Below are 25,127 nucleotides of genomic sequence, written 5' to 3' on the forward strand. Positions count from 1 at the left end.
TCCTCCCTCACCCCACGTTCGCGCCCCCGCCAAACACCGGTTCTCCCCTTCCAGAAGCCGACTCCCCCGCCCGACGCCGACTCCCCCGCTGCACGCCGAATCCCCCCACTGGACGCCGGCGGCACTACGCGGAGAGGAGGCCGTGGCGCGCGAGGGTCGGAGTCAGCTTCGCGCGCAGGAGGGCATCGTTGAGCAGGTCGTCCCAGTCCCACCGCACGACTTCGAAGCCGGCGCCCACGAACAATGCGTGCCGGTCCTTCTCCGCCTCGAGGGCCGCGGCGCGCTCGGCGTCGGTGGTGCCGTACTTGCCCTTGCCGTCGAACTCGCCGATGAGCGACCCCCACTCGAAGTCGGCGAACACCCGCCGGCCGCCGAAGTCGAACGGGGTCTGCAGCCGCGGCGCCGGCAGCCCCCACGAGTGGATCAGCACCCGCGACCACGATTCTCCCGGCGATCCGGAGCAGTCCACGGACATCCCCAGCGCACGACGGGCGACCGCGGAACCCCGCCGACGCCCCAACCGATCGAGGCAATCCGTCAGCGCGGCCAGCGACACCGGCGGCGGATCCGTCGGCTTCGGGAACCGCGGCGCGTGCCGCACCGCATCGATGGCGGCCACGCCGCGGATCAGATCGCCGGTCATGGCGACATCGATCGGGGTGCGCGTCCGCGAGGTAACCCGCGTCCCGTCGAGCTGCACGACCTCCCCGGCGGCGAGCGGCCGCGGGTGCACGTGGATCCCCGGCCGCCGGCCGCCGCCGTGCACTCGGTCAACCGTGAAATGCACATCCTTCCGCTCCGGCCGCAGGTACGGGACGTCGAGCAGGACCGCCGCGCTCTCGTGGCTGAGCACCCCGCCGCACGACATCGCCGCCGCGAGCACCCGCATCCGGTACAGCTCGGGCGCGGAGTAGTCCGCGCCGAGCGCGTACACGCCCTTCGCCAGCCAGATCAGCTCGCCCCGGTCCACGGCGCGACTGATCTCGGCGCTACTCCGACCCGTAGCGAGGAGATACTCCCTCGTCAGCAGCTCCCCCATGCACCGCAGTCAACCAGTGCCCGAGCTTCGAGTTCGCTCCGAAGACCCGTTCATCCACAGGCTACTGGCGAGTACTCACAGCTTTTCGTCCCCCGCGCGACACCGATTCCCCCACCAGGCGTTCCACCCCACACCAGACGCCGTTCCGCCGGCAGGGGCTCGAATGTCCCCCACTCGGCGACCGGTCCCCCACCACACGCCGCCGAACCCACCAGACACCGCACCGTCGAACCGGCTACGCGGTCAGCGCCTCCAGGCGCTCGACCCGCCGCTCCACCGGCGGCTGGGTGCGGAAGACGCGACCGAGGCGGTCGCCGTCGAGGAACGGGTACACGAGCATCGTGTCGGCGTGTACGGCGAGGTCCGGTTCAGGCGGCAGGGGGGCGCGCGCGGCACCGTCGGACACGGCGCGCAGGGCGCGGATCAGACTGGACGGCGCGCCCGTGAGCAGTGCCGCGGAATGGTCGGCGCGGTAGTCGACGGTCCGCGAGACACCGAGCCGGATCAGCGCACCGGCGATCGGGGCGAGCACCGACAGCATCGCGTCGACGACCCGGCTGCGCCGTGATCCCCCGTCGCCGAACCCCAGCAGATACCCGAACCCGGCGAACCCGCAGATCACGGCGCCGAGCGCGCCGGCGACCGAGGCCGTCAGGGTGTCCCGGGCGCCGATCCGCGCGAGCTGGTGTGCGAGCACCGCGCGCAGCTCGTCCTCCGGCAGCAGCTCGAGCAGCCCGACGGTGACGCACACCGCCGCGTGCGACGGCCCGTGGCCGGCGGCGAGGACGTTGGGTGCCGCGGTCGGGGAGACGTACACCGCGGGCATCGGCAGCCGCGCGGAGGTGGACAGCTCGCGGACCAGCCGGAACAGCGCGGGTTGCTGCAGCTCGGACACCCGCCGGGCGTGCATCGCGCGCAGGGGCAACGACGGTCCGCTGACGTACAGGTAGGCGCAGACCCCGGCGGCCAGGACGATCGACAGCAGGAAGGTGGTGCGCCCGAAGATCGCGCCGCTGGCCATCACGAAACCCGCGACCAGCGCCAGCAACAGCGCGGTGCGGATCAGATTCCCGGTACGGCTCCGGGGGCCCAGCACGCGCAGACCTCAGCCCAGGCGGGCGACCGTGAAGGTGACGAGGGATTCGAGCGAGGCGCGCGGCTCGGACTCGGGCAGCGCGGCGAGCTCGGCGCGGGCCTCGTCCGCGTACCGCGCGAGCACGGCCTGGGCCTCCTTCATGCCGGCGGAGCGGCCGAGGAGCTCGATGGCCTCGTCGACCAGGGCATCGTCGGTGACGGGGCCGACGAGGATCTCGCGCAGCCGGTCGGCCTCCGGCCCGGAGTCGCGCAGCGCGTAGTGCACCGGCAGGGTGAACACGCCCTCGCGCAGGTCCGTGCCGGGCGTCTTGCCGGACTCCGTGGCGATCGAGCTGATGTCGATGATGTCGTCGCTGATCTGGAAGGCCATGCCGATCGCGGCGCCGATGCGGTACATCCGCTGCGCCGTCTCCTCGTCCGCGCCGCCGTGCAGCGCGCCGAGCAGGCCGCACGTGGCGATGAGGCTGCCGGTCTTGCCCCAGATGGTGTCGAGGTAGTGCTGCACCGGATCGCCCTCGCCGGCGCCCTTGAGCTCGAGCATCTGCCCGGTGACGAGCTCGCCGAAGCACTTCGCGATCACTCCCACGGCCCGGGGACCGAGGTCCGCGCCGTACGCGGAGGCGCGCGCGAACAGGTAGTCGCCCGCCAGGATCGCGATCGAGTTGCCCCACCGCGCGTTGGCCGACGGTGCGCCGCGGCGCGTGTCCGCCTCGTCCATCACGTCGTCGTGGTACAGCGTTGCGAGGTGGGTGAGCTCCATCGCGGCCGCGGCGGTGATCACCTCCTCGGACGGCGAACCGCCGATCCGGCCGGAGAGGACCGTGAACATGGGCCGGAACCGCTTGCCGCCGGCCTGGAACAGGTGCAGGGCCTCCTCGATCACGCACCCGTCGGCCTCGGCGATGCCGTCCGCGATGACCTGCTCCACGCGGGCCAGATCCGCGCGGATCCCGGCCGCGAACTCGTCGGACCCCAGTGAGACCCCGGCTACCGTCTTCTCCACGGGTTCAGCCTAGCGGGCGGGTCGCGGTGTGCAGTGCGACGATGCCGCCCGTCAGGTTCGTCCAGGACGCGTCGCCCCAGCCCGCCTCGCGGACCAGCGCCGCGAGGTCGGCCTGCGCCGGCCAGTTCCGGATCGACTCCGCGAGGTAGGTGTAGGCCTCCGGATTCGACGATCCCTTCGCCACCACCTGGATCGCCTCCAGCGCGACCTTCTCGTACAGCGCGCGGAAGGCGCCGTTGGTCGGCGTGGAGAACTCGCACACCACGAGCCGGCCGCCGGGCCGCACCACGCGGGCCATCTCGCGCAGGCCCGCGACGGTGTCCTGGACGTTGCGCAGCCCGAAGGAGATGGTCGCCGCGTCGAAGGAGTCGTCCGCCAGCGGCAGCGCCATCGCGTCACCCGCGACCATCGGCACGCGCCGGAACGCACCGGCCTTGAGCATCCCCGTCGAGAAGTCGCACGCCGCGACCCACGCGCCGGACCGGGCGAGGTCCACCGTCGAGACGCCCGTCCCGGCGGCGAGGTCGAGGACGCGGTCCCCCGGCTTGAGGTCGAGCGCACGCCGGGTACGGGCGCGCCAGTACCGGTCCAACCCGCCCGTCATGAGCGTGTTCGTCCGGTCGTAGCGGCGCGCGACACCGTCGAACATCGACGCGACGTCGCCGGGTTTCTTGTCCAGGGAGGCCCTTGCCATGACCCGAAAGCTACACGACCGCGCGGACGCCACGATTCGTCGCAGGTCCGGCGATCACGCTCGCGTAGTGCGCGAACAGCTGGTCGCACAGCGCGGGCCAGGTGCGCGCGAGGACCGACTTGCGGGCGGCCTCGCCGAACCGGGCGCGCAGCGCGGGATCGGCCAGGGTGTCGATCACGCCGGGCAGCAGGTCGGCGAACTCGGCGACGGGCAGCAGGTAACCGTTACGGCAGTGCGCGACCAGGTCGCGCGGGCCGCCCTGGTCCGGCGCGATCGACGGTACGCCCGATGCGAGCGCCTCCTGGACGGCCTGGCAGAAGGTCTCGTGCTCGCCGGCGTGCACGAACACGTCGAGCGAGGCGTAGGCCGCACCCAGCTCCGCGCCGCCCAGCTGCCCGGTGAACACGGCACCCGGCAGCACCTTCTCGAGCCGCGGACGTTCCGGCCCGTCGCCCACGATGACCAGCTGCACGTCGTCGCGCCCCGCCAGCCCGGCGAGCCGCTCGACGTGCTTCTCCGCGGCGAGCCGCCCGACGAACCCGACGACCATCCGGTCCGGCCGGTCCCCCAGCCAGGCGGCGCGCAGCGAGGCGCTGCGGTGCGACGGGGCGAACCGCTCACCGTCGACGCCCCGGGCCCAGGTCTTCACGCGCGGGATGCGATGCGCCTCGAGATCGGCCACGGACGCGCTCGACGGCGCCAGGGTGAGGTCGCACTGCTTGTGCATCTGCCGGGTCCACCACCACGCGGCCCGCTCCAGCGGCCCCAGCCCGTAGGAGCCGGCGAACCCGGCGACATCGGTCTGGAAGATCGCGACGGTGGGGATGCCCAGGCGCTTGGCCGCGGCCAGGCCGCCCGCGCCCAGGAAGTAGGGCGAGGCGAGGTGCACCACGTCGGGCTCGAACGCGCGGAGCACGTCGAGGATCCGCATGTTCGGCTGCCCGATCGGCAACGACGAGATCCGCGGCAGCATCCGCGCCGGCACCCGGTACACGGGGAACCCGAGGTGCTCGAGTGGCGCGGGTTCCTCGCCGGGCACCGAATCCGGCGCGATCACGATCGCTTCGCTCCCCGTCCGGCGGCAGTGTTCGAGGACGCGGAGCACGGAGTTGGTGACCCCGTTGACGTTCGGCAGGAAGGACTCGGCCACGATCGCGATACGCACGTGACGAGTGTGTCGTGCACGAGGGCCGTGCCGGAGCCTAAGGGTCGACGGTGCGCGGAACGTCAGGTGAACTCTCGGGCCGGGATCCGTCGCCGCGACGATGGCCGACGGCGAGCAGCACCATGATCGCCCCGATCACCAGCCAGGTCCCTGCGGCGACGGATGCCGCGGGCACGACCGCGACCACGGCGGACCGTCCGGCCACCCGGACCAGCTCCGGGTCCGACCGGCTGTACTCGACCTGGATCCGGTCGCCCACCGACAGCTCGCTGGGGTAGAGCACGCCCAGCGCAGGATTGTGGTTGACGCCGTCGGTCGTGTAGAAGCTGATCGTCGAGCGCCGGGGGCCCGCGGAGAGCACCTCCGCGGTGGCGGTGCCGCGGTCGGCGTCGATGGTGCGGTCGTCGCGCCAGGCCGCCGCGACGAGGACCACGCACAGCCCGGTGATGAGGATCGCCGCCGACAGCAGCACCAGCTGCACCCGGCGCAGCGCCGTGCGGCTCACGCTCGCCCGCCCGGGATCCGCGCGCGCATCCCCGCGTGCAGGGCCCGGAGCCCGGCCCGCTCGGTCCGGACCTCGACGACCCGCAGTCCGTCCGGTTCCCATCCCAGGTCGTCCAGGGACGCCCGACGGTACGCCGTCCCGTACGCCGCGCACAGCGCCTCGATGTCCGTGCCGTGGGGCGTGCCGAACACCCGGGCGGCGGCACCGTCGTACTCCTCCCCGGAGTAGCGCTCCTCGCCCTGTTCGAGCAGGTTGAAGATGCCGCCCCCGTTGTCGTTGGCGACCACGACGGTGAGGTTGTCGGGCCGGGGCTCCTCGGGGCCGATGAGCAGCCCGGACGCGTCGTGCACGAAGGTCAGGTCGCCCATCAGCGCGACGGTGCGCCGGTCCGGGTGGGCGAGTGCGGCGCCGATCGCGGTGCTGACGGTGCCGTCGATCCCGGCGACGCCCCGGTTGGACAGCACGCGCACGCCGTCGGGCACGTGCCCGGCGAGCGCCACATCGCGGACGGGGTTCGACGCGCCGACCACCAGCTGGTCGCCGGGGCGCAGCGCCGCGCACACGGCCCGCGCGACGTGCAGGCCGGTCACCGGGCCGTCCGCCAGGCCCTGCGCGACGGCCTCGCGGGCCGCTGCGTCGGCGTCGGCGCAGCGCTGCAGCCAGACCGGATCGGGCTCGCCGACGGGCACGACGCGCGTCCCCGTCGCGGCGACGTTGCCGGACACGTCGGGCCAGCGCGGCCCGGTCGTCACGGCGTAGACGGTGACCTCCGGGTCGGCGAGCAGGGCGCTCACCTCGCGGTGCAGGGTCGGGCGGCCGCAGATGATGGCCTGCCTGGGCTTCAGCGCCGACAGCGCCCACGGATGCAGCGGGTTCGCCGCCTGCGGCGCGGTCGGCTCGGCGACCGTCGGCAGGCCAGCGAGGGCGGGGTTCTCCCCCGCCCCGTGTCCGGAGACGACGACGGTGTCCGGCGTCAGGTCGATCGGTAGCGGCACGTCGAGGGTGGCGACGGGCGCGACGGTCCACGGCCCACCGTCGGGCCTGCCCTGCGCGAGGGCGGGCGACGGGTCGTCGGGCACGAGGGGCTCGCGGAGCGGGATGTCGAACTGGACGGGACCCGCGTTGCCGGTGCGGGCGCCGCGGGCCGCAGCGAGCGCGCGGCAGACGGCGCTGCGCCACTGCGAGTTGCGGTCGAGGCCGGGCTCGGCGAGACCGAGGCTCAGGGCCGCGCGCACCTGCGTGCCGAAGATGCCGAACTGCTCGACGGTCTGGTTGGCACCGGATCCGAGCAGCTCGTAGGGGCGATTCGCGCTGATCACGAGCAGCGGCACCCGGGCGTAGTTGGCCTCGAAGACCGCCGGCGAGAGGTTCGCGACGGCGGTGCCGGAGGTCATGATGACCGGCACGGGGCGTCGGCTCGCGGCGGCCAGGCCGACGGCGAGGAAGCCCGCGGTCCGTTCGTCGATCCGCACGTGCAGCCGCAGCTCGCCGCGCCGGTCCGCGGCGTGGACCGCGAACGCGAGCGGCGCGTTGCGCGAGCCGGGGCACAGGACCACGTCGGTGACGCCGCCGCGCACCAGCTCGTCCACGATCACGCGCGCCTGCAGCGTGGACGGATTGGGCGGCTTCTGCATGCGCACCACCTTACGACCGCATTCGCGCTCGCTCGGCTCCCGGCACCTGACGTACCGTCGTTGCGGGACGTCGCGAGGAGGGAACAGAGGATGACCGCGATCACCGTCGCCGACCTCGCGCGCGTCGTGTATTCGTCCGGCAAGGTCTTCGACGGGCTGTCGACCGGCCGTCTCGACACGGAGAACTTCCTCCGTTCAGGCAGTGTCGAGGGGATCACCTCGCGCGCCGATCTCGCCCTGCTGGAGGACCTGCGCGACGCGGCCTCGTTCATCCTCGACCAAGCGCGCCGCTCGACCGATGCGGCGTTCGTCCGCGCCATCAATGCACGCCTCACCCGCAGCGGCGCCTTGCACCCCGGCGAGCTGCGGACCGACGACCAGCAGATCGGCGTGCGCACCCGGTACGGCCGGCACTCCCCCGAGGCCCTCACCGACGCGGGACTGCAGGACCTCGTCGCGATGCTCACGGCCGGTGCGGATCCGATCGAGTCGGCGCTGTCGCTGTTCGTGGGCGTCGCGCGGGCTCAGCCCTTCGAGGACGGCAACAAGCGCACCGCCCTGTTCTCCGCGAACCACCTGTTGCTCCACGCGGAGACAGGCCTGCTCCTGGTGGTGCCGGTCTCCGACACCGACCCCGCCGTCGCCGACGCCTTCAACGACCTGCTCGCTCGCGCCTATCTGTTCGGCGAGGACGACGGCGTGAAGAACCTGCTGCGCCGGGACGGGATCGTGCCGATCGGCGCGTAGCCCACTAGCCACCGGCCAGCTTCGCCAGCACGGGACCGGCGAGCAGGAGCACGTCGCGTTCGAGCGGGGTGAGCCGCTCGGCCATGGCGGCCTCGAGCCATGCGTTGCGGGTCGCGCGGTCCTCCTCTATGACGGTGCGCCCCGCGGCGGTGAGCTCCACGTACTGCCGCCGACGGTCCGCCTCGTCCCGGCGCCGTCCCACGAGGCCCGCGTCGGTGAGGGCGTTGAGCGCGGGGGTGAGGGTCTGCGAGCGCACGTGCAGGGCCTCACCGAGGTCGGCCGGGGTCGCCGGACCGTCGCGGTCGAGGCTGCCGAGGATGAGGTACTGGGTCTCGGTGAACGGTCCGGGCCGGCGGTGCGCACGGATCTCCCGGCTCAGGGAGTGCACGCCGTACCGGAGTTCGCTGACATCGGACATAGCAAGAGTTTACTTCACACTTTTGTGCATTTTGCGAGTTGCATAGCGCATTTATCACGCAGATACTTGTTGTCATGCGCAGCGAACTGACGAGGTGGGCCGGTCTGATCGTCGCCTCCTGCGCGCTCTCCGCGGCGCTCCTCGCCGCCGGCGTGCCCAGCGCCCCGCTGTTCGCGGCGCTGGTGTGCGCGGTGGCCGCGGCACTGTTCGGGCGGGCGCCGGGGCCGATCCCGCGGCCGGTGCAGCTCGCGGCGCAGGGCGTGCTCGGCGCCTACATCGGCACGCTCATGCAGGCGCACACCATCGCGGCGCTCGGATCGCGGTGGCCGGCCGCGCTGCTGGTCGGATTCGCCACCCTCGTGCTCTCCGTGGGCGCCGGAGCACTGCTCGGCCGGCACCGGGACACGGATTCGATCACCGGCTCGCTCGCGCTGGTCGCGGGCGGCGCGTCGGGATTGGTCGCGATCGCCCGGGAACTGGGCGGCGACGAGAAGACGGTCGCCGTGGTCCAGTACCTGCGCGTGGGCCTGGTCACCGTCTCGCTACCGCTGGTCGCGGCGCTGTACCCGCACGTCCCCGGCGCGTCGGTCGCGGAGTCCGGCCCGAGCCGGCCGTGGTGGTTCGACCTCGGGTTCACGGCGATCTGCGTGGGCGGCGGGCTCGCCGTCGGGTTGGCGACCCGCCTCCCCGCGGGCGGACTCCTCGGCCCGCTGGTCACCTCCGCCGCGCTGTCGCTGTCGGGTGTCGCCGCCGGGGCGACGGTGCCGGGGCTCCTCGTGATGGCCGGGTACCTGGTGATCGGCTGGCAGGCCGGCGTGGGCTTCACCCGGGAGTCGCTGCGGTCGATGGCCCGCCTGCTCCCGTGGGCGATCCTGCTCATCGTCGGAGTCGGGATCGGCTGCGCCGGTCTCGGTTTCGCCCTGTCCGCGATGACCGGCGTCTCCACCCTCGACGGCTACCTCGCGACCACGCCGGGCGGGATCTACGCGGTGCTCGCCGTGGCCGCGTCGTCGAACGTGGACATCACCTTCGTCGTCGCGGCGCAGCTGATCCGCGTGCTGCTCATGCTCTTCCTCGCCCCCGCGGCGGCCCGCGGCTTCCAGCGTCGCCGCTCCCGTCGCGACGACGAGGCCCGCGTCGGCATCGGCTTGTGACGCGGGCGGCGCGCCACGCACGACGAGGTGCGCCGCCCCCACCGGCCGGATCAGAACTGCCGAACGGCCACGTTGCTCGTCGCGAACCGGTCGCCGCCCGTCGCGTAGGCAAGATGCACCTGGGCGTACACCTCGTCGGTGAAGTCGAAGGGGCCGTCGTCCTCGTTCAGGTACTGCCGTGGCACATCCATTTCCCGGAGGTAGTGCAGGCCCTCCCCCACGACCACCAGCTCCCCACCCGGGTAGGTACCGGTTCCCCCGGCGAACCGCTCGAACAGCACGGCGTCGTCGGTGCCGGGGTCGTCCCCGCGGAGCGTGTAGGTCACGCCACCTGCACGGTGGTCGTTCATGTACCTGATGATCGTCTTCGCATCCTCGACGCTCATCCGGAAGACGCCCTCGATGCGGACGTGGATGTTGAACCGGTTCGGCGCCGACACGGTCAGCACCGCACCCGTCGCAGCGGGCGCGGCGACGGCCACCGCGGGACCGGTGAGGGCAGCAACGGCGCCGGCCGCGATCAGCGTGGACAGTGCACGTCGGGTGAGGGAATTCATGGTCGCTCCTTGATGGGAAGGCAGTGCCGACCATCCGGCCGACGACGTCCACCTTCGCCGGGCGCGGCTGTGGACTCATCGGGAGCGGTCCCCCATCTTCCCTACGGGTCGATCACCCCCAATTCGCGCCCACGCCGGACCGCGTCGCGCCGGTTCACCACGCCGAGCCTGGTGAGGATCGCCGATACGTGGTGGTCCACCGTCTTCGCCGAGAGGAACAGCCGGCTCGCGAGCTCGTCGTTCGTCAAGCCCTCCGCGAGCAGGCCGAGGACCTCCTGCTGCCTGCTGGTCAGCCCGGCCGCGTTCGCCAACGTCGACCGACGTCGGCGTGCGGGCACCACCGTCGCGCCGCCGGCCCGCAGGTCCCGGCGCAGCTTGTCGGCCACCGCGAACGCGCCGAGCCCGTCGAGCGATGTCAGGCCCGCGGCGACCGCGCGATCCCCGCCGCTCTCGACCGATGCCACCGCCGCGTCGTAGACGGCGCCGATGCGCCCGAACTCGAGGGCGGCCCCCGCGATGTCGCCGTCGAGCCACGAGCGGTACGGCCCGGCTACCACACCGGCGGGCTCGCCGGTGCCGCCGGCCCGGCGAGCCCAGAGCGCGAGATCGCCGAGCGCCCACTGCGTCCCGGCGGCGCCGTACCGGTCCAGCAACTCGGCCACGGCGCCGACCCGTGGATCGGGAATGCCGGTCAGCCACTGTTGCTCGGTCAATGCGGAGGCCGCTGGGAGCACCCGGAGGGGCTCGCCGTACCGCGCCGCCAGCTCCCATGCGGTGTCCAGCTCCGGCGCGGGCAGGCCCGTCGACCGCACGGAGACCAGTCCGCGTACCAGCGACGGCCAGATCCGCGCGAGTGGGGCTCCCGGTCCGTCGAGCACCGTCGACGAGTCCGCTACTGCGGCAGGCCAGTCCCCCGTGATCAGGGCCAACCTGCCGCGCGAGCCGACCTGCCACACGCGGCACACGGGCAGGTCCCGTTCGAGAGTCATCTCGATGGCGCGGCCGAGGAGCTCCGCCGCCTCGGGGAGCCGTCGCTGCTCCACGTCCAGGGCACCGAGGTTGCTGTAGCCGCTCGAGTAGATCTCGTCGAGGTGCTCGGGGCCGTGCGCGAGCAGGTCGAGCACGGCGTCGCGCGCCGACGACCTCTCCGTCAGCACGTCGCACACCCCGCTGATGATCGATACGCGCGCGGCGAGTTCGACGGATCCGCACGCGCGGGCGATCGCGTCGGCGTGGCGCAGCGCCTCCCGCGCATCGTCCACCTGCGAGGATTGCATCGCCAGAAACGCGCTCATCGCGAACGCATGGCCCCGGTGCACCGAGTCGGAGGTGTCGTCGCCGTCACCGACTGCTGCCCGCACGTGGTCGTCCGCCGTCGTCCGGTCGGCGTTGTACCAGTGGTAGACCGCGAGCGCGTTGTGCGCCGAGCGCATCCCCTCCTCGTCCCGCGCCGCGCGACGCGCAGCGAGCGCGCGCTCGCCCGCGTCCACAGCCTCGTCCAGCCGGTCGATCAGGTAGCACTCGGCGGCGAGCGCCTCCAGGAGTTCCGCATCGTCCGAGTCCGGTCCGCCGACGGCGCCCGCATCGAGCGCCATGCGATAGAACTCCGCGCTCTGCCTGTGCGCGCCCGACCTGGCGCAGTAGCGCGCAGCGTCGATCGTCGCGATCCGCAGCCGCTCGCGGTCGCCCGCCGCGGCCGCGTGATGGGCCACGATGACGGGGTCGGTGCCACCGACGCCGTCGTAGGCGGCGAGCAGCCGGCGATGCAACTGCGGCTCGGCGCCCGGCGGGATCACCTCGAGCACCGCCAGTCGGCACAGATCGTGCCGGAACGCGATGCCGCGCCCGGTCCGGTGGATCAGATGCAACTCGTCCAGCCTGCGGAGAGCCTCGGTCGATACCCCGAGCGGGCCCAGGACGGCGTCGCTCAGCGGCCCCGGTGCGCACGCCAGGAGGTTCATGACCTCCCAGCACGCGGCGGGGAGTCCGACGGTCCGCGCGAGAACGGCGTCGCGCACCGTCGCGGGCAGGGTCTGCCCCTGATGCTCGATCATCTGGGTCACGAAGAAGGCGTTCCCCGCGGTGACGCGGTGCAGGACCTGCGGGTCGAGCGGCAGCTCACCGACCAGCTGCGCGACGCCCCGCGCGGAGAGCGGCCGAACCGCGATGGACGCCGATCCCGCAGTCCGGGCGATGTCGCCCGAGAGGAGCCGCACCACGTCGGCCGACTCACCGCTCCGCGCTCCGACGACGACGAGCGCACTGATCCGCCGGATCCGCCGGAGGAGGTGTCGCAGCAGGTCCGTGGTGCCCTGGTCCGCCCAGTGGGCGTCGTCGATGATCAGGAGGGTGGCCTCGCGCGCGAGATCGGCCGCCACGGCGTCGAAGATCTGATAGGCGTGTTCCGCGCTCGTCAGCGCGGCCCGGGTCGGCTCGCCGAGCGCTGCCGCCACGTCGAACAGCGGCCCGAGCGGACGGGGCGTACCCAGCGGATCGCACGCGCCCCACACCACCCGCAGGCCGTGATCACCGGACGCGAACTCCTCGAGCAGCGACGATTTCCCGGCGCCCGCCTCGCCCGTGACGAGCACCATACTGCCCTCGCCCGCACGCGCCCGGGCGGCGTGCGCGACCAGCACCGACAGGTCGTCGTCGCGTTCGATGAGCTCCACCGGCCGAATGTACGCGCGCCGGTGACCGGCGAACAAGATCCCCGGCGCCGCAGAGATGGGGAGGTTCTCCCGATGTCTGCGGGCCCGTCCGGCCGGATGGTGAAGGAGTTCGAAAACCCGAAGCTAGGAGAACACCATGACCACCATGAAGACCTTCGTCATCGAGCGGGACCTTCCCGGCGCGGGCGCGCTCGACGATGCGGCGCTCGCGGAGATCGCCGCCACATCGAACACGACCGCCGAATCGCTCGGCGTGCCCTATCGCTGGATCACGAGCTACGCCGCGGGCGACAAGGTGTACTGCGTCCACCAGGCGGACAGCGAGGCGACGATCCGCGAGCACTCACGGCGAGCGGGCTTCCCGTGCACCACCGTCACTGAGGTGGGCGCCGAATTCGGTCCCCGGACAGCGCCGTAGGCCCCCGCGTCCCACCGCGCGCCGATCCGCGGTGGGACGGGTGAGCCCCCTCCCCCGCGAACACTGCTAACATTGCCGGCATGACTGCGGGTACCAGGGAATTCGACATCATCGTCTTCGGCGCGACGGGCTTCGTCGGCGAGCTGACGGCGCGCCACCTCGCGAACCACGCGCCGGACGGCGTGCGCATCGCCCTCGCGGGCCGCACGCAGGCCAAGCTGGAGAAGCTGCGCGCGGGCCTGGGCGAGAAGGCGAAGGAGTGGGGCATCGTCGTCGCGGACGTCGACAAGCCCTCCACCCTCGACGAGATGGTCGCGTTCACCACGGTCCTGTGCAGCACCGTCGGCCCCTACGCCCGGTACGGGGAGACGGTGGTGGGCGCGTGCGTCAACGCCGGCACGCACTACACCGACCTCACGGGCGAGGTGCTGTTCGCGCGCCGCTCGATCGACAAGTTCCACGAGCAGGCCGTCGCGAACGGCACGAAGATCGTGCACTCGTGCGGGTTCGACTCCATCCCTTCGGATCTGGGCACGTTCCTCGTCTACGAGCGCGCCAAGGCCGACGGTGCCGGCACGCTCGGTTCCACGACGCTCGTCATGCGCGATCTGCGCGGCGGCGCGAGCGGCGGCACCATCGCCTCCGCGATCGGCCTCGCCGACGAGGTGAGCGTCGACCGCGAGGCCCGGCGTATCGCAGGCCGGCCGCATTCGCTGACCGTCGACCACACCCGCGAGACCCCGAAGCAGCCGGGCGACCTCTCCGTGGTGGACGCGAAGACGGTCGATCCGTCGCTGACGGGCACGCTCGCGCCGTTCTTCATGGGCAGCTACAACACCCGCGTCGTGCGCCGCAGCAACGGCCTGCTCGACTTCGGCTACGGCCCCGAGTTCACCTACCGGGAGACGATGGCCGTCGGCTCCAACCCGATCGTCTCGACGGTGGCCTCGCGCGCCGTGCAGGGCGCCCTCGCCCTGGGCATGGCGGCGCTGGCGATCAAACCGCTCCGCCCCGTCCTCGACCGGATCCTCCCGGCCCCCGGCGAGGGTCCGAGCGAAGCCTCGCAGGCCAAGGGGCGCTTCCGCGGCGAGGTGTACACCCGCACCACGAGCGGCCGGCGCTACCGCTCGACCATCGGCGCGCAGCTCGACCCCGGCTACAGCGGCACCGCCGTCATGCTTGGCGAGGCCGCCTTGGCGCTGGCGCTGGACGGCGACACCGCCCGCGGCGGCGCACCCCTGCCCACCTACGCCGGCGTCCTGACCCCCGCCGTCGCCCTCGGCGACGTACTGGCCGACCGCCTGCGCGCCCAGGGCTTCACCGTCACCGTCGACGAGCTGACCTAGGCCAACGACAGGAACAACTTCTCCAGCTTCTTCTGGTCCACGTTCTCGGGGCCCTCGGTCGCGATGCAGTGCTGCAGACCGGTGGCCACGAGGGCGTAACCACTGCGCCCCAGAGCCTTGTTCACTGCAGCGAGCTGGGTGAGCACGTCCTCGCACTCCTCTCCCTCTTCCAACATGCGGATCACCGAGGCGAGGTGGCCGTGCGCGCGCCGCAGGCGCGTCACGATCGGCTTCGCACCCTCCTCCGGGATCTTCATGCCGCCAGCCCGTCGAGCATGCGGCCGAGCCGCTCGCGCGCGTCCGCCGCGACACCGGACAGCGCTGCGGTGCCGGTGAATTCGGGCATGACGTTCGGGTCCATGACCTCCACCAGCGACTGCGCGGCGCCCGACGCCGACACCACGACGTTGCACGGCAGCAGCGCGGCCACCCGCGGGTCGATCCCGAGGGCCTCGTGCGCCAGCTGTGGGCGGCACGCGCCCAGGATCACCTTCGGCGGCACGTCCACGCCCAGCTTCGCCTTGAGCGTCGCCGTCAGGTCGATCTCCGTGAGCACGCCGAAGCCGACCTCCGCCAGCGCGGCGCGCACCCGCGCCACCGCCTCGTCGTAGGGCGCGTCGATCGTCGCGCGCATCGTGAACTCCGCCATGGTCCGTTCCCTCCGTCGCCGTCACCGCCATCCTGACACATCCCCCCTGGGGGATACATCCGGCGGCGGTCCGCGGGTGTAATGTCCGGCCCATGTGCAGTGCCATCACGTGCCGCGTGTGCGGCAAGACCACCTGGACGGGCTGCGGCTCCCATGTCGACGCGGTCCGCGCCACCGTCCGCCCCGAGGACTGGTGCGACGGTCACGCCGTGCCCGGCGAGCAGCCCGCCACGCGAAGCTGGTTCCGCCGCTGACGCGGACCCGTTACTGGTCGATCCGTGCGAAGGGGCGCAACTCCTCCACCTCGTAGGCGAGCTCGAGCAGCACCGCCTCGGTGCCCGCGGGGCCCGCGAACTGGGCACCCAGCGGGAGCCCGGCATCGTCGGACCCGCACGGCACGGAGATGGCGGGGCCGCCCGAGACGTTGTTCAGCGGCGTGATGCCCACCATCGCGATGGTGCGGGCCATGAACTCGTCGAACGGCAGGTTCGGGTCGAGGTGGCCGATCCGCGGGGTGGTGTTCGTCATGGTCGGCGAGAGCATCGCGTCCACGCCCTGCTCGACGAACATCCGCTCGTACTTCCCGGTCACCGCGCGCAGCCGCGCAATCGCACCGGGGATCGACGGTGCGCTGCGCAGCCCCGCCCGCAGCAGGCTCCGGGTCACAGGGTCGAGCCGGCCGAACCGGCCCGGCGTCAGCGCTCCCGTGCTGGCGACCTCGAGCCCGGCGAGCAGGCCCCAGTAGTGCAGGAAGTCGTCGACGAAGCCGCCGTCGATCCGCAGGTCGGCCATGCTCAGTTCGACGATCTCGTGCCCCTGATCCGTGAGCTCGTCGGCGAGGGAGAGGACGGGCGCGACACACTGCGCGGCGATGCCGAACTCGGTGACCGACTCCGTGACCAGGCCGATCCGGCGGCGCCGGCCGGGCCCGCGCACGTGCCCGACGGGCGGCAGCGCGGGGTTCCGACGGTGCCGCTCGGCCGCGGCGACGTACCGCGCGGTGTCGCGGACGGTACGCGTGAGCACGCCCTCGCACACCACGTTGACGGGGAGCACCTTGAGCTCCGGCATCTCGGCCAGCCGGCCGCGCGTGCCCTTGAGCCCGACGAGGCCGTTCAGCGCCGCGGGGATGCGGATCGAGCCACCGCCGTCGTTGCCGTGCGCGATCGGCAGGGCGCCCGAGGCGACCAGTGCGGCCGAGCCCGACGACGAGCCGCCCACGGTGTAATCCGTGTTCCAGGGGTTGCGGGCGGGCGCGCGGTCGGCGAACTCCGCGCTCGCGGTCATGCCGTACTCCGGCATGACCGTCGAGGCCAGCACGTTGACCCCGGTCGCCGCGAACTGCTCCGCGACCGGCCCGGAGCGCTTCGCGGGCGTCGTCGGCAGGGCCGCCGAGCCCATCGTGGTGGGCAGGCCCGCGAAGGCGGTGTTCTCCTTGATCGCCGACGGGACGCCGTAGAACGCCGCGTCCGCGGGGGCCTGCGGCCCGGTCCCGCCCTCGGGCAACCACCAGCGCACCGCGCGCGTCGCTGGGTCGACGGCGCGGATCCGCTCCGTCGCGGCCGCCGCGGCCTCGGCTACGCCGACGGTGCCGTCGGCGATCATCTCGGCGAGGCCGGTGGCGTCGAGCGTGCCGAGCGCGTCGTCGCTGAAGGCATTGACGCGCGTGGACTCGTGCGTGAACTCGATGGTCATGACCTGGCCCCTCCCGGCGTTGCGCCGAGTCTGTACAAACTTACAGAGTCTGACCCTAGCCCGAGTCTGTAACTTTGTACAGACTTCTGATTCGTCCTAGACTGCGGGGCGTGGAGGAGCGCAAACACCGCCGGAGCACCCTTGAGCGCAGGCGTGCGCTCCTGGAGGCGACCGTCGACATGGTCGGCGAATCGGGCTACGCCTCGGTGACCCATCGCGCCGTGACCGCCCGCGCCGGGCTGCCCACGACCTCGATCGGCTACTTCTTCGCGTCCATCGACGACCTGACGCACGAGGCCATGCGCGTCTTCGTCGCGGAGGAGTTCGAGCGGCTGGACCGGTTGGCGGGCCACCTCGGCGACACCGCCGCCCCGCCCGATCGCGTGATCGCCGCGTTCGCCGAGGTCACCGGGACTCGGGGAGCCGAGTCGCTCGCGCTCATCGAGGCCTACCTGCGTGCGGCGCGCGACCCGGCCTCCCGCGTGGTGATCGAGGAGTACCTGCGCGCTGCCGACGCGGTCGCGCAGGACGCCGCGGCGCTCGCGGGCGTCGAGATCACCCCGACCACCGCACGCGGCGTGATCGCGCTGATCAACGGATTCACCGTGATCGACTCCGCGCTCCCCGGCGACGCCAACATCGAGGTCAAGAAGGCAGCGCTGCGCACCATGCTCATCGGCGCACTGTTCGAGCAGGGCCAGGAGGACGCCGCCCGCGCCCTGCGCGACCGCCCGCCCGGCTGACGGAACCCCGGCCGCTGTGGCCGCCGGAACGGCGAGGACGCCGCACGCCGGTCCTCCCGCGGGATCCGCGCGCCGGAACTGCCCGCAACACCGTCGCGCTCAGGAGCCAGTGGCCGGGCTCGGCTGCCCGGTTCGATCCCCCGCCGCGATCCGCGCGGCCAACCGCTCCTGCCCCTCTCGGATGACGGTGGCGTAGGCCGGGTCCGGTGCGGAATCGAGCGCGAAGTCGAACTCCCGGCTGGTCTGCAGCCGGTCCGACGCCTCGGCGAACCGCCCCTGGCGGCGGTAACCGTCGGCGAGGTTCAGGTGCAGCGAGGGCATGAAGCCGGCCACCGACAGCGACTCGTGCACCGCCTGCAGGTCCGCGTCGGACACGTGCGCGGACTCGGCGAGCGCCACCTCGTCCCATTCGACCTCCGCATCCAGTTCGCCCTGAACATCGGCGATGTAGTGCGCGGCGATGCACCGGGACGCATGATCCGACGGCTCGAGCCGCACCCACACCGACTCGAGCTTCTGCTTGCGCTCCGCCCGCTCACCGGTCATCGCGGCGCCGAGCTCCGTCATCAGGTTCTCCATGCCCCGCACCCTAGACCGACCCACCGACAGGAAACTCCCAGCGGATTCCGACCCCGGAACTGCAGGCGACACCTCATCGGTAGGACTACAAAAGAATGATGAGACGATCACTGACGACCCTCCTGACCGTCATCGCGATCGCAGCCGTGGGCGCGCCGGCGGCCAACGCCGCGAACCCCGAGGCCGCGATCGCGCGCGGCATGACGCTCATGGGCACGGACACGTACGGCGAATACGGCTGCGAGGACTTCGTCGACTTCGCGTACGGGCGCACCGTCAGCACCGGCATCCCGCACGACTCCGCCCGCTCCTTCTATCAGAACCTCGCCGCCAAGGGGCTCGGCCACTCCTCCCTGCCCGCTCCGCGCGGCGCGCTCGTGTTCTCCCAGAGCGACTACGGCTACCACGTGGACATCTCGCTCGGGAACGGCACGTACCTCAGCGGCGGGGTCCAGGGCCTCAGCCGCGGCTTCGGCGACGGCTCGCAGATCCAGATCATCCCGAAGCCCGACATCGCTCCCAACTCCACCCTGCTGGGCTGGGCGTACGCGCCCTGGAAGTAGCGCTACCCCAGCAGGGCGGCACACCGCCGCAGGCGGGCGAGCCACCAGTCCCGTTGCTCCCCAGACACTTCCAGGGCCTCGACCCGCTGCACCGAAGGCGCGACGGCGCGCACCCGGAGCGCACCGTCGACCAGAGGATGCTCGCCCAGATCCGCGGCGAAGAAGCCTCCAGTCCCGAGCCCCGCGGCGTTGCCGTCGGGGATGCACGCGGCCGCGACGATCCCCGCCGACATCCCGACCGCCGTGTCGAGCGCGGAGGACACCGTGACCCGCACGCCCGCAGCAGCTTTCAGCGTCTGCGCCACCTCCAGCACGGCGCGCACCCCGCCGAGCGGGGCGACCTTCACCACCGCCACGTCGGCGGCGCCCAGCTCGGCGACGCGCATCGGATCGCCTGCGCGGCGGATGGATTCGTCCGCGGCGAGGTCACAGGCACCGTCGAGGCGGCGGCGCAGTTCGGCGAGCTCCTCCACAGTGGCGCAGGGCTGCTCGGCGTAGTCGAGCGGGCCGCCCTCGAGCAGCCGGGCGATCGCGCGCTCGGCCTGATCCACGGTCCAGCCGCCGTTCGCGTCGACGCGGATCGCCCCGTCGGGCAGCGCCTCCCGCACGGCCGCCACCCGGGCCAGGTCCTGCGCCAGCGTCTGCCCCGTCTCGGCCACCTTCACCTTCGCGACCCGGCAGCCGGGGAACCGCGCCAGGATCTCCGGGACCCGGCTCGGCCCAACGGCGGGCACCGTCGCGTTCACCGCCACCGCGTCCCGCAGGGGCGCCGGGAAGCCCTCGTACGCGGCCTCGATCCCCGCCCGCAGCCAGTGCGCGGCCTCGGCATCGTCGTACTCGGGGAAGGGGCCGAACTCGCCCCAGCCGGCCGGCCCGTCGAAGACGACGACCTCGCGGGCCGTGATCCCGCGGAAGCGCACGCGCATCGGCAGGCGCACCACGCGCGCCGCAGCCACCAGTTCGTCGACGTCCACCACGCCCCCAACAGTAGAGTCGATTCCGTGACTTTCAACGCCGAGCTGTGGCAGCCGGTCCCCGGGTTCGAGGACCTCACCGACATCACGTACCACCGGCACATCACGCAGGGCACCGTCCGCGTGGCCTTCGACCGCCCGGAGGTGCGCAACGCCTTCCGGCCGCACACCGTCGACGAGCTGTACCGCGCGCTGGATCACGCCCGACGGTCCGCCGACGTCGGCGCGGTGCTGCTCACCGGCAACGGCCCGGCGCCGAAGGACGGCGTGTGGTCGTTCTGCTCGGGCGGCGACCAGCGCATCCGCGGGCGCTCCGGCTACCAGTACGCGACGAGCCACGACTCCGACGTCGAGGCCGCGACCGCCGACGGTGTCGACGAGGCGCGGGTCAAGGCCGAGGGCGGCCGCCTGCACATCCTCGAGGTGCAGCGCCTCATCCGGTTCATGCCGAAGGTCGTGATCGCACTGGTCAACGGCTGGGCCGCGGGCGGCGGGCACTCGCTGCACGTGACCTGCGACCTGACGCTGGCTTCGCGCGAGCACGCGAAGTTCAAGCAGACCGACGCCGACGTGGGCAGCTTCGACGCCGGCTACGGCAGCGCCTACCTGGCCAAGCAGGTGGGCAACAAGTTCGCGCGTGAGATCTTCTTCCTGGGCGATGTGTACAGCGCCGAGGACATGCACCGCATGGGTGCGGTGAACCGCGTCGTCGATCACGACGAGCTCGAGAACGTCGCGCTGGAGTGGACCGCGAAGATCCTCGGCAAGAGCCCGCAGGCGCAGCGGATGCTCAAGTACGCGTTCAACCTGCCCGACGACGGGCTCGTGGGGCAGCAGCTCTTCGCCGGCGAGGCCACCCGCCTCGCGTACATGACCGACGAGGCCGTCGAGGGCCGCGATGCCTTCCTGCAGAAGCGCGATCCCGACTGGTCGCCCTACCCGTACTACTACTGAGAAGCCATGCCGGAGTGCGTGTTCTGCGCGATCGTCGCGGGTGAGGCACCCGCGGCGGTCGTCGCGGAGACCGATGACCTGCTCGCCGTACTCGATGTCCGCCCCGTCAGCACGGGCCACACCCTCGTGGTTCCGAAGGCACACGCCGCACGGCTCGCCGAGCTCGACGGCGCCCTCGGCGAGCGCATGTTCGCACTAGGGCACCGTCTGGCCCGCGCCGCACGCGAGGGAGGGCTCGGCGCCGACGGGGTGAACCTCGTCGTCAACGACGGGCGCGCCGCCTTCCAGACCGTCGATCACGTGCACCTGCACGTGATCCCGCGGTTCGCCGGCGACAAGCGGGCCGTGCTCGGCCGGGTCCTCCGCCGCCGGCCCCGCACGTCCGACGGTGCCGCCGCCCTGCTGCGCGCGGCGCTGCAGGACTGACACCACCCGCTCGCCCGCGTATCGTGCTCCGCATGGACGTGGACGTGGTGGTCGATCGCGTGATTCCCGTTGCGCGCGAGCGGGTCGCGGGGTTCGCGGGTGATCCGTCGAACGCCCCGCGGTGGTACGCGAACATCCGGTCCGTCGCCTGGCGGACGGAACCGCCGGTGCGGATCGGCTCGCGGATGGACTTCGAAGCGCGGTTCCTCGGCCGACCGCTGGCCTACACCTACGAAGTGATCGAGCTCGTCGCGGGCGAGCGGATGGTGATGCGCACGGCTGACGGCCCGTTCCCGATGGAGACCACGTACACGTGGGAGACGGTGCCGGGCGGCACGCTCATGCGGCTCCGGAACCGTGGCACCCCTACTGGATTCGCCCGCATCGCCGCGCCGGTCATGGCGCGGGCCATGCGCTCCGCGATGACGAAGGACCTCGACCTGCTGAGCCGGCTCCTCCTCGAGGACGATCCGGGCGCCTGACGTGTGCGATCGTCACCGCTGAGCGGGCACAATCGCACACACCTCGGTCCGTACCGGGCGGAGCACGGCCGGCCTCACCATTTTTCTGTGCCTTCGGTAACGAATTCGATCGGCCCACGCGATAGTCGGGTGTCAGAGACGACGCACCTTCGACATCGAGGAGCACTGATCACATGACCGCACGCACCACCCGCATCGCCCTGTCCGCCGCCTGCGCCGCGCTCGCACTGGAGGCGCTGCCCGCGGCCGCGCACGCCGACACCGCCGTCCGGTTCGACGGCTGGGTCACCACACCCGGCTTCGCGGACCCGATGCCCTTCCCGACGGTGCACTACACGGGAACCGTCGACGCCAAGGGCTGGATCACCGTTCGGCCCGACTGCATCAAGGGCGCGCTGGGCGGACCGACCGCGCCGTGCGTCGACAATCCAGGCACCCGCGCGCAGATCGCCACCCGCACCCTGAGCTGGTGGAACGACGGCAAGCGATACGGCGGCGAGGTGAAGGCGCAGCCCGACGGCTCCTTCACCACACTGATCGGCGAGAAGCAGGTGACCTTCACCGTCGGCGGGCCCGGCACCGTCGGGAAGGCGATCGGCCACTTCTCCGCCTGACGGGTGCCCCGCCCGACGGCGCCGTCGAGGCTCAGCCGTGCGCGCGCTGGTGGCGCGGCTGGTACAGGCCGATCGCGCCGCCACCCGGCAGCGCCAGCGAGGTGAGCAGACCCCACCCCTGATCGCTGATCGGCGTGGTCTCGACACCCTTCGCCGCGAGCGCCGCGGCCTCGGCGACGACGTCGTCGCACATCAGGTACAGCTCCTGATTCGGCGCGCCGTCGGTGGGATGCACCGCTATCTCCGAGGCCGGCAGCGGCAGGATCAGCCAGCCCTGGCCCGCGTCCACCCCCTCGACGCCGAGGACCTCGCGCAGGAACACGCGGTCGGCCTCCGCATCGGCGGAGTAGTGGATGATGTGCGCCCCGTTGATCATCGCCCCACCGTAGCCCGAACCGCGAGCTACTCCTCGAGCACCCGGAACCGGAAGGTGGTGCGCCCCAGGGTGAGTTCGTCACCGTCGGACAGGGGAAGCTGGCCGGAGACCCGACGCTCCCCCACATAGGTCCCGTTGGAGGACTGCAGGTCGCGGACGGCGAAGCCGCTGACGGAGCCGGTGATCACGGCGTGCTCGCGGGAGACCTTGGTGTCGTCGATGCTGATGTCGTTGTCGGGCAGGCGGCCGAGGCGGACCTCGCCGTGCACGAGGTACTCCGTGCCGTCGGCGCCCGTGAGGGTCCCGCGCGGGCCCGCGGCGGCCACGGAGACGTCGGTCTCGGTCTTCTCGAAGGCCCGAGGGTCGCCGGGCACCGAGGTCGGACGCGCCACGGCGAAGGCGAGCGGCTCCTGGCGCAGCACCTTGCCCTCGAGCTCGACGAGCGCGGGTGTCGGGTCCGCGCCCAGCTCGTCGGCGAGGGTGCGGCGCAGGTCGCGGGCCGCTTCGAGCGCGTCGGCCTGCCGCCCGGTGACGTAGAGCGCCGTGATGAGCTGCCCCCACAGCGGCTCCTGCAGCGGATGTTCGGAGACGAGCCGGCGCAGCTCGCCGATGACGGAGGCCGCCCGGCCCGCCGCGATCTCCGCGTCGTACATCGCGGACTGCACCGCCGCGCGCTCCTCCGCCATCCCGACCGCGAAGTTGTCCGCGAACTGCAGGCCGCGCAGGTCGGCGACCGCATCGCCGCGGAACTCGGACAGCGCGGAGGCGAACATCAGCGAGGCCTGGTCGTAGCGCCCGGCCGCGGCGAGCTCGGCGCCCCGTCGACGGGCGGCGTCGAACCGCCCGACGTCGGACTGCTCCGGTTCCAGATCCAGACGGTACGTCGACCCGGACGTCACCAGCAGCGCGTCGAGCCCCGATCCCGCGCCGGGGCCGCGCAGCGCCTTGCGCAGCCCGCTCACGAAGACCTGCAGGCTCGCCCGCGCGGACGCGGGCGGATTCCCGTCCCACACCTGCTCGCTGAGCGAATCGACGGTCACTGCGCGCCCGCGGTTCATCACCAACAGCGCGAGCACCGACCGGGGCTTCACACCGGAGACCTCGTTCGGCGCACCGTCGACGGAGAGCGAGACCTGGCCCAGCACCCGGATATCCAAAGACGCCATGCAGGAATAGTAGTCAAGACATGTCAGCGCCCTGACGCAGCTCACTCAGAACCGGACAAAACGGACTCGTTGAGGAGATTCTGAGAGCGCGCTGAATGAACATCTGATGAACGATGGCCGGACGGTCATGAACCTGCAGGTCAGAAGGATGTCAGGCGCGTCTCACCCGTTTGGTGGATCAGCCCCTTCGGCCGCACTATTTTCATCATGAACAGCGAACTCATCATCCTGCTGTTGGTGATCGTGACGGCCCTCGCCTTCGACTTCACCAACGGCTTCCACGACACGGGCAACGCGATGGCGACATCCATCGCGACCGGTGCCCTGAAGCCGAAGACGGCGGTGACACTGTCGGCGATCCTCAACCTGGTCGGCGCGTTCCTGTCCGTCGAGGTCGCTCTCACCGTGACCAACGCGGTGATCAAGATCCAGAACAAGGACGGATCCCCGAAGACCGAGTTCACGACGCAGCACGGTCGCGCGCTGCTCATCATCGTGATGGCGGGCCTGATCGGCGGCATCATCTGGAACCTGCTGACCTGGCTACTGGGCCTCCCCAGCTCCAGCTCGCACGCGCTGTTCGGCGGCATGATCGGTGCCGCGCTCGCCTCGGGCGCCGGCGTCGTCTGGGTCGGCCACGGCAAGATCGACGGTGTCGTCGGCAAGGTCATCATGCCCGCGCTGTTCTCGCCGGTCGTCGCCGGCATCGTCGCTGCACTCGGCACCTTCCTGATCTTCCGCATCGTCGCGGGCGTCGCCGAGCGGTTCACCGAGGAGGGCTTCCGCTGGGGCCAGATCGGTACCGCCTCGCTGGTCTCGCTGGCGCACGGCACCAACGACGCGCAGAAGACGATGGGCGTCATCACCCTGGCCCTGATCGGCTACAGCGCCTCGACCCCGAACTCGACGGGCCCGTTCGCGTGGCACGACACCCACGGCGTCCCGCTGTGGGTCAAGTTCGCCTGCGCCCTCGCGATCGCGCTGGGCACCTACCTCGGCGGCTGGCGCATCATCCGCACGCTCGGCAAGGGCCTGATCGAGATCAGCTCCCCGCAGGGCATGGCGGCCGAGGCCTCGTCGGCCACGATCATCCTCGCGTCGAGCCACCTCGGCTTCGCGCTCTCGACCACCCACGTCGCCACCGGCTCGATCCTCGGCTCGGGTGTCGGCAAGCCCGGTGCCAAGGTGCGCTGGAACATCGCCGGACGCATGGTCGCCGCCTGGGTCATCACGCTCCCGGCCGCCGCGATCGTCGGCGCCGTCATGTGGTTCGTCGCCGCGAAGATCCCCACGCTCGCGGGCCCGCTGGTCGCGTTCGCGATCCTCGTCGCGCTGTCCGGGTACATGTACCGGCGCGCGCAGCAGCAGAAGGTCGACAGCAACAACGTCAACGCCGAGTGGGACGAGGAGACGCACAGCGTCACCCCCGCCGAGGCCAAGGTCTAAGGGGCATTCACAG

General features: G+C 72.1%; 29 protein-coding genes. 12 read left to right on the forward strand and 17 right to left on the reverse strand.

The features are described from left to right. Positions 1-124: 124 nt before the first annotated feature. From ABZX10_RS15930 to menD, 7 genes are all read right to left on the reverse strand, one after another. Positions 125-1,039 (reverse strand): hypothetical protein, encoded by a 915-nt coding sequence (locus tag ABZX10_RS15930; protein WP_355541621.1) that lies wholly within the window; start codon positions 1,037-1,039, stop codon positions 125-127. A 235-nt stretch (positions 1,040-1,274) separates the two neighbouring features. Beyond that, the gene (locus tag ABZX10_RS15935; RefSeq protein WP_355541624.1) at positions 1,275-2,135 is read right to left on the reverse strand and encodes a M48 family metalloprotease; all 861 of its coding nucleotides are present in this window, start codon (positions 2,133-2,135) and stop codon (positions 1,275-1,277) included. Between the two features lie 9 nt (positions 2,136-2,144). Then, complete coding sequence (locus tag ABZX10_RS15940; RefSeq protein ID WP_355541627.1) at positions 2,145-3,137, reverse strand: polyprenyl synthetase family protein; 993 nt, start codon at positions 3,135-3,137, stop codon at positions 2,145-2,147. A 4-nt stretch (positions 3,138-3,141) separates the two neighbouring features. Next, a complete protein-coding gene (locus ABZX10_RS15945) occupies positions 3,142-3,831 on the reverse strand; it encodes a demethylmenaquinone methyltransferase (protein ID WP_355541630.1) in 690 nt (229 codons plus the stop codon). A 10-nt stretch (positions 3,832-3,841) separates the two neighbouring features. After that, complete coding sequence (locus ABZX10_RS15950; protein WP_355541633.1) at positions 3,842-4,996, reverse strand: glycosyltransferase family 1 protein; 1,155 nt, start codon at positions 4,994-4,996, stop codon at positions 3,842-3,844. Between the two features lie 37 nt (positions 4,997-5,033). Further along, on the reverse strand, positions 5,034-5,501 hold the full coding sequence (locus ABZX10_RS15955) for a DUF3592 domain-containing protein (RefSeq protein ID WP_355541636.1): 468 nt from the start codon (positions 5,499-5,501) through the stop codon (positions 5,034-5,036). Then, positions 5,498-7,135, reverse strand: a complete 1,638-nt coding sequence (gene menD / locus ABZX10_RS15960) for a 2-succinyl-5-enolpyruvyl-6-hydroxy-3-cyclohexene-1-carboxylic-acid synthase (RefSeq protein ID WP_355541639.1) — start codon at positions 7,133-7,135, stop codon at positions 5,498-5,500. Before menD ends, ABZX10_RS15955 begins: the two co-directional genes overlap by 4 nt. A gap of 90 nt (positions 7,136-7,225) precedes the next feature. Here menD and ABZX10_RS15965 point away from each other — a divergent pair, with 90 nt between their 5' ends. Continuing rightward, a complete protein-coding gene (locus tag ABZX10_RS15965) occupies positions 7,226-7,882 on the forward strand; it encodes a Fic family protein (RefSeq protein WP_355541642.1) in 657 nt (218 codons plus the stop codon). 4 nt (positions 7,883-7,886) lie between these two features. Here the strand turns inward: ABZX10_RS15965 and ABZX10_RS15970 are convergent, their stop codons facing one another. After that, the gene (locus ABZX10_RS15970) at positions 7,887-8,300 is read right to left on the reverse strand and encodes a MarR family transcriptional regulator (RefSeq protein WP_355541645.1); all 414 of its coding nucleotides are present in this window, start codon (positions 8,298-8,300) and stop codon (positions 7,887-7,889) included. Positions 8,301-8,374: 74 nt separating this feature from the next. Between ABZX10_RS15970 and ABZX10_RS15975 the strand changes: the two genes are divergently transcribed. Continuing rightward, positions 8,375-9,454 carry an AbrB family transcriptional regulator gene (locus ABZX10_RS15975; protein ID WP_355541648.1) on the forward strand — a complete coding sequence of 360 codons (1,080 nt, stop codon included), beginning with the start codon at positions 8,375-8,377 and terminating at the stop codon, positions 9,452-9,454. A 50-nt stretch (positions 9,455-9,504) separates the two neighbouring features. Here ABZX10_RS15975 and ABZX10_RS15980 read toward each other — a convergent pair whose 3' ends face one another. Together ABZX10_RS15980 and ABZX10_RS15985 are read right to left on the reverse strand one after the other, a co-directional pair. Then, the gene (locus tag ABZX10_RS15980; protein ID WP_355541651.1) at positions 9,505-10,011 is read right to left on the reverse strand and encodes a hypothetical protein; all 507 of its coding nucleotides are present in this window, start codon (positions 10,009-10,011) and stop codon (positions 9,505-9,507) included. 101 nt (positions 10,012-10,112) lie between these two features. Further along, positions 10,113-12,683, reverse strand: a complete 2,571-nt coding sequence (locus ABZX10_RS15985; RefSeq protein WP_355541654.1) for an AAA family ATPase — start codon at positions 12,681-12,683, stop codon at positions 10,113-10,115. 136 nt (positions 12,684-12,819) lie between these two features. Between ABZX10_RS15985 and ABZX10_RS15990 the strand changes: the two genes are divergently transcribed. Together ABZX10_RS15990 and ABZX10_RS15995 are read left to right on the forward strand one after the other, a co-directional pair. After that, entirely contained in the window at positions 12,820-13,101 is a 282-nt protein-coding gene (locus ABZX10_RS15990) for a nickel-binding protein (RefSeq protein ID WP_355541657.1), read from the forward strand. Between the two features lie 80 nt (positions 13,102-13,181). Next, a complete protein-coding gene (locus ABZX10_RS15995; protein WP_355541660.1) occupies positions 13,182-14,447 on the forward strand; it encodes a saccharopine dehydrogenase NADP-binding domain-containing protein in 1,266 nt (421 codons plus the stop codon). Here the strand turns inward: ABZX10_RS15995 and ABZX10_RS16000 are convergent. Further along, positions 14,444-14,704, reverse strand: a complete 261-nt coding sequence (locus ABZX10_RS16000; protein ID WP_355541663.1) for a metal-sensitive transcriptional regulator — start codon at positions 14,702-14,704, stop codon at positions 14,444-14,446. The genes ABZX10_RS15995 and ABZX10_RS16000 overlap by 4 nt on opposite strands. Further along, positions 14,701-15,096, reverse strand: a complete 396-nt coding sequence (locus tag ABZX10_RS16005; RefSeq protein WP_355541666.1) for a DUF302 domain-containing protein — start codon at positions 15,094-15,096, stop codon at positions 14,701-14,703. Before ABZX10_RS16005 ends, ABZX10_RS16000 begins: the two co-directional genes overlap by 4 nt. 92 nt (positions 15,097-15,188) lie before the next feature. Here ABZX10_RS16005 and ABZX10_RS16010 point away from each other — a divergent pair, with 92 nt between their 5' ends. After that, positions 15,189-15,350, forward strand: coding sequence for a hypothetical protein (locus tag ABZX10_RS16010; RefSeq protein ID WP_355541669.1), 162 nt, complete (start codon positions 15,189-15,191; stop codon positions 15,348-15,350). A 10-nt stretch (positions 15,351-15,360) separates the two neighbouring features. On the opposite strand, the gene ABZX10_RS16015 is transcribed toward ABZX10_RS16010, so the two are convergent. Continuing rightward, positions 15,361-16,791 carry an amidase gene (locus tag ABZX10_RS16015; protein WP_355541672.1) on the reverse strand — a complete coding sequence of 477 codons (1,431 nt, stop codon included), beginning with the start codon at positions 16,789-16,791 and terminating at the stop codon, positions 15,361-15,363. Positions 16,792-16,901: 110 nt separating this feature from the next. On the opposite strand from ABZX10_RS16015, the gene ABZX10_RS16020 reads away from it, so the two are divergent. Next, complete coding sequence (locus ABZX10_RS16020; protein WP_355541675.1) at positions 16,902-17,534, forward strand: TetR family transcriptional regulator; 633 nt, start codon at positions 16,902-16,904, stop codon at positions 17,532-17,534. 99 nt (positions 17,535-17,633) lie between these two features. Here ABZX10_RS16020 and ABZX10_RS16025 read toward each other — a convergent pair whose 3' ends face one another. Further along, the gene (locus ABZX10_RS16025) at positions 17,634-18,113 is read right to left on the reverse strand and encodes a hypothetical protein (RefSeq protein WP_355541678.1); all 480 of its coding nucleotides are present in this window, start codon (positions 18,111-18,113) and stop codon (positions 17,634-17,636) included. A 98-nt stretch (positions 18,114-18,211) separates the two neighbouring features. On the opposite strand from ABZX10_RS16025, the gene ABZX10_RS16030 reads away from it, so the two are divergent. After that, positions 18,212-18,676 carry a hypothetical protein gene (locus ABZX10_RS16030; protein WP_355541681.1) on the forward strand — a complete coding sequence of 155 codons (465 nt, stop codon included), beginning with the start codon at positions 18,212-18,214 and terminating at the stop codon, positions 18,674-18,676. A 2-nt stretch (positions 18,677-18,678) separates the two neighbouring features. On the opposite strand, the gene ABZX10_RS16035 is transcribed toward ABZX10_RS16030, so the two are convergent. Beyond that, on the reverse strand, positions 18,679-19,602 hold the full coding sequence (locus ABZX10_RS16035) for an o-succinylbenzoate synthase (protein WP_355541919.1): 924 nt from the start codon (positions 19,600-19,602) through the stop codon (positions 18,679-18,681). Positions 19,603-19,677: 75 nt separating this feature from the next. Between ABZX10_RS16035 and ABZX10_RS16040 the strand changes: the two genes are divergently transcribed. The 4 genes from ABZX10_RS16040 to ABZX10_RS16055 all read left to right on the forward strand — a co-directional run bounded on the left by ABZX10_RS16040 (position 19,678) and on the right by ABZX10_RS16055 (position 22,126). Continuing rightward, positions 19,678-20,604, forward strand: coding sequence for a 1,4-dihydroxy-2-naphthoyl-CoA synthase (locus ABZX10_RS16040; protein ID WP_355541684.1), 927 nt, complete (start codon positions 19,678-19,680; stop codon positions 20,602-20,604). A 6-nt stretch (positions 20,605-20,610) separates the two neighbouring features. Then, on the forward strand, positions 20,611-21,030 hold the full coding sequence (locus ABZX10_RS16045) for an HIT family protein (protein ID WP_355541687.1): 420 nt from the start codon (positions 20,611-20,613) through the stop codon (positions 21,028-21,030). A 32-nt stretch (positions 21,031-21,062) separates the two neighbouring features. Then, positions 21,063-21,512 (forward strand): SRPBCC family protein, encoded by a 450-nt coding sequence (locus ABZX10_RS16050; RefSeq protein ID WP_355541690.1) that lies wholly within the window; start codon positions 21,063-21,065, stop codon positions 21,510-21,512. Positions 21,513-21,685: 173 nt separating this feature from the next. Further along, positions 21,686-22,126, forward strand: coding sequence for a hypothetical protein (locus tag ABZX10_RS16055; protein WP_355541693.1), 441 nt, complete (start codon positions 21,686-21,688; stop codon positions 22,124-22,126). Positions 22,127-22,157: 31 nt separating this feature from the next. On the opposite strand, the gene ABZX10_RS16060 is transcribed toward ABZX10_RS16055, so the two are convergent. Beyond that, a complete protein-coding gene (locus ABZX10_RS16060) occupies positions 22,158-22,502 on the reverse strand; it encodes an extradiol dioxygenase (protein WP_355541696.1) in 345 nt (114 codons plus the stop codon). Between the two features lie 26 nt (positions 22,503-22,528). Continuing rightward, positions 22,529-23,668 carry a BTAD domain-containing putative transcriptional regulator gene (locus ABZX10_RS16065; RefSeq protein WP_355541699.1) on the reverse strand — a complete coding sequence of 380 codons (1,140 nt, stop codon included), beginning with the start codon at positions 23,666-23,668 and terminating at the stop codon, positions 22,529-22,531. A 207-nt stretch (positions 23,669-23,875) separates the two neighbouring features. Between ABZX10_RS16065 and ABZX10_RS16070 the strand changes: the two genes are divergently transcribed. Continuing rightward, a complete protein-coding gene (locus tag ABZX10_RS16070) occupies positions 23,876-25,114 on the forward strand; it encodes an inorganic phosphate transporter (RefSeq protein WP_355541702.1) in 1,239 nt (412 codons plus the stop codon). Positions 25,115-25,127: the final 13 nt, after the last annotated feature.

It is taken from the genome of Tsukamurella sp. NPDC003166 (genome assembly GCF_040611135.1).
Taxonomy (GTDB): Bacteria; Actinomycetota; Actinomycetes; order Mycobacteriales; family Mycobacteriaceae; genus Tsukamurella.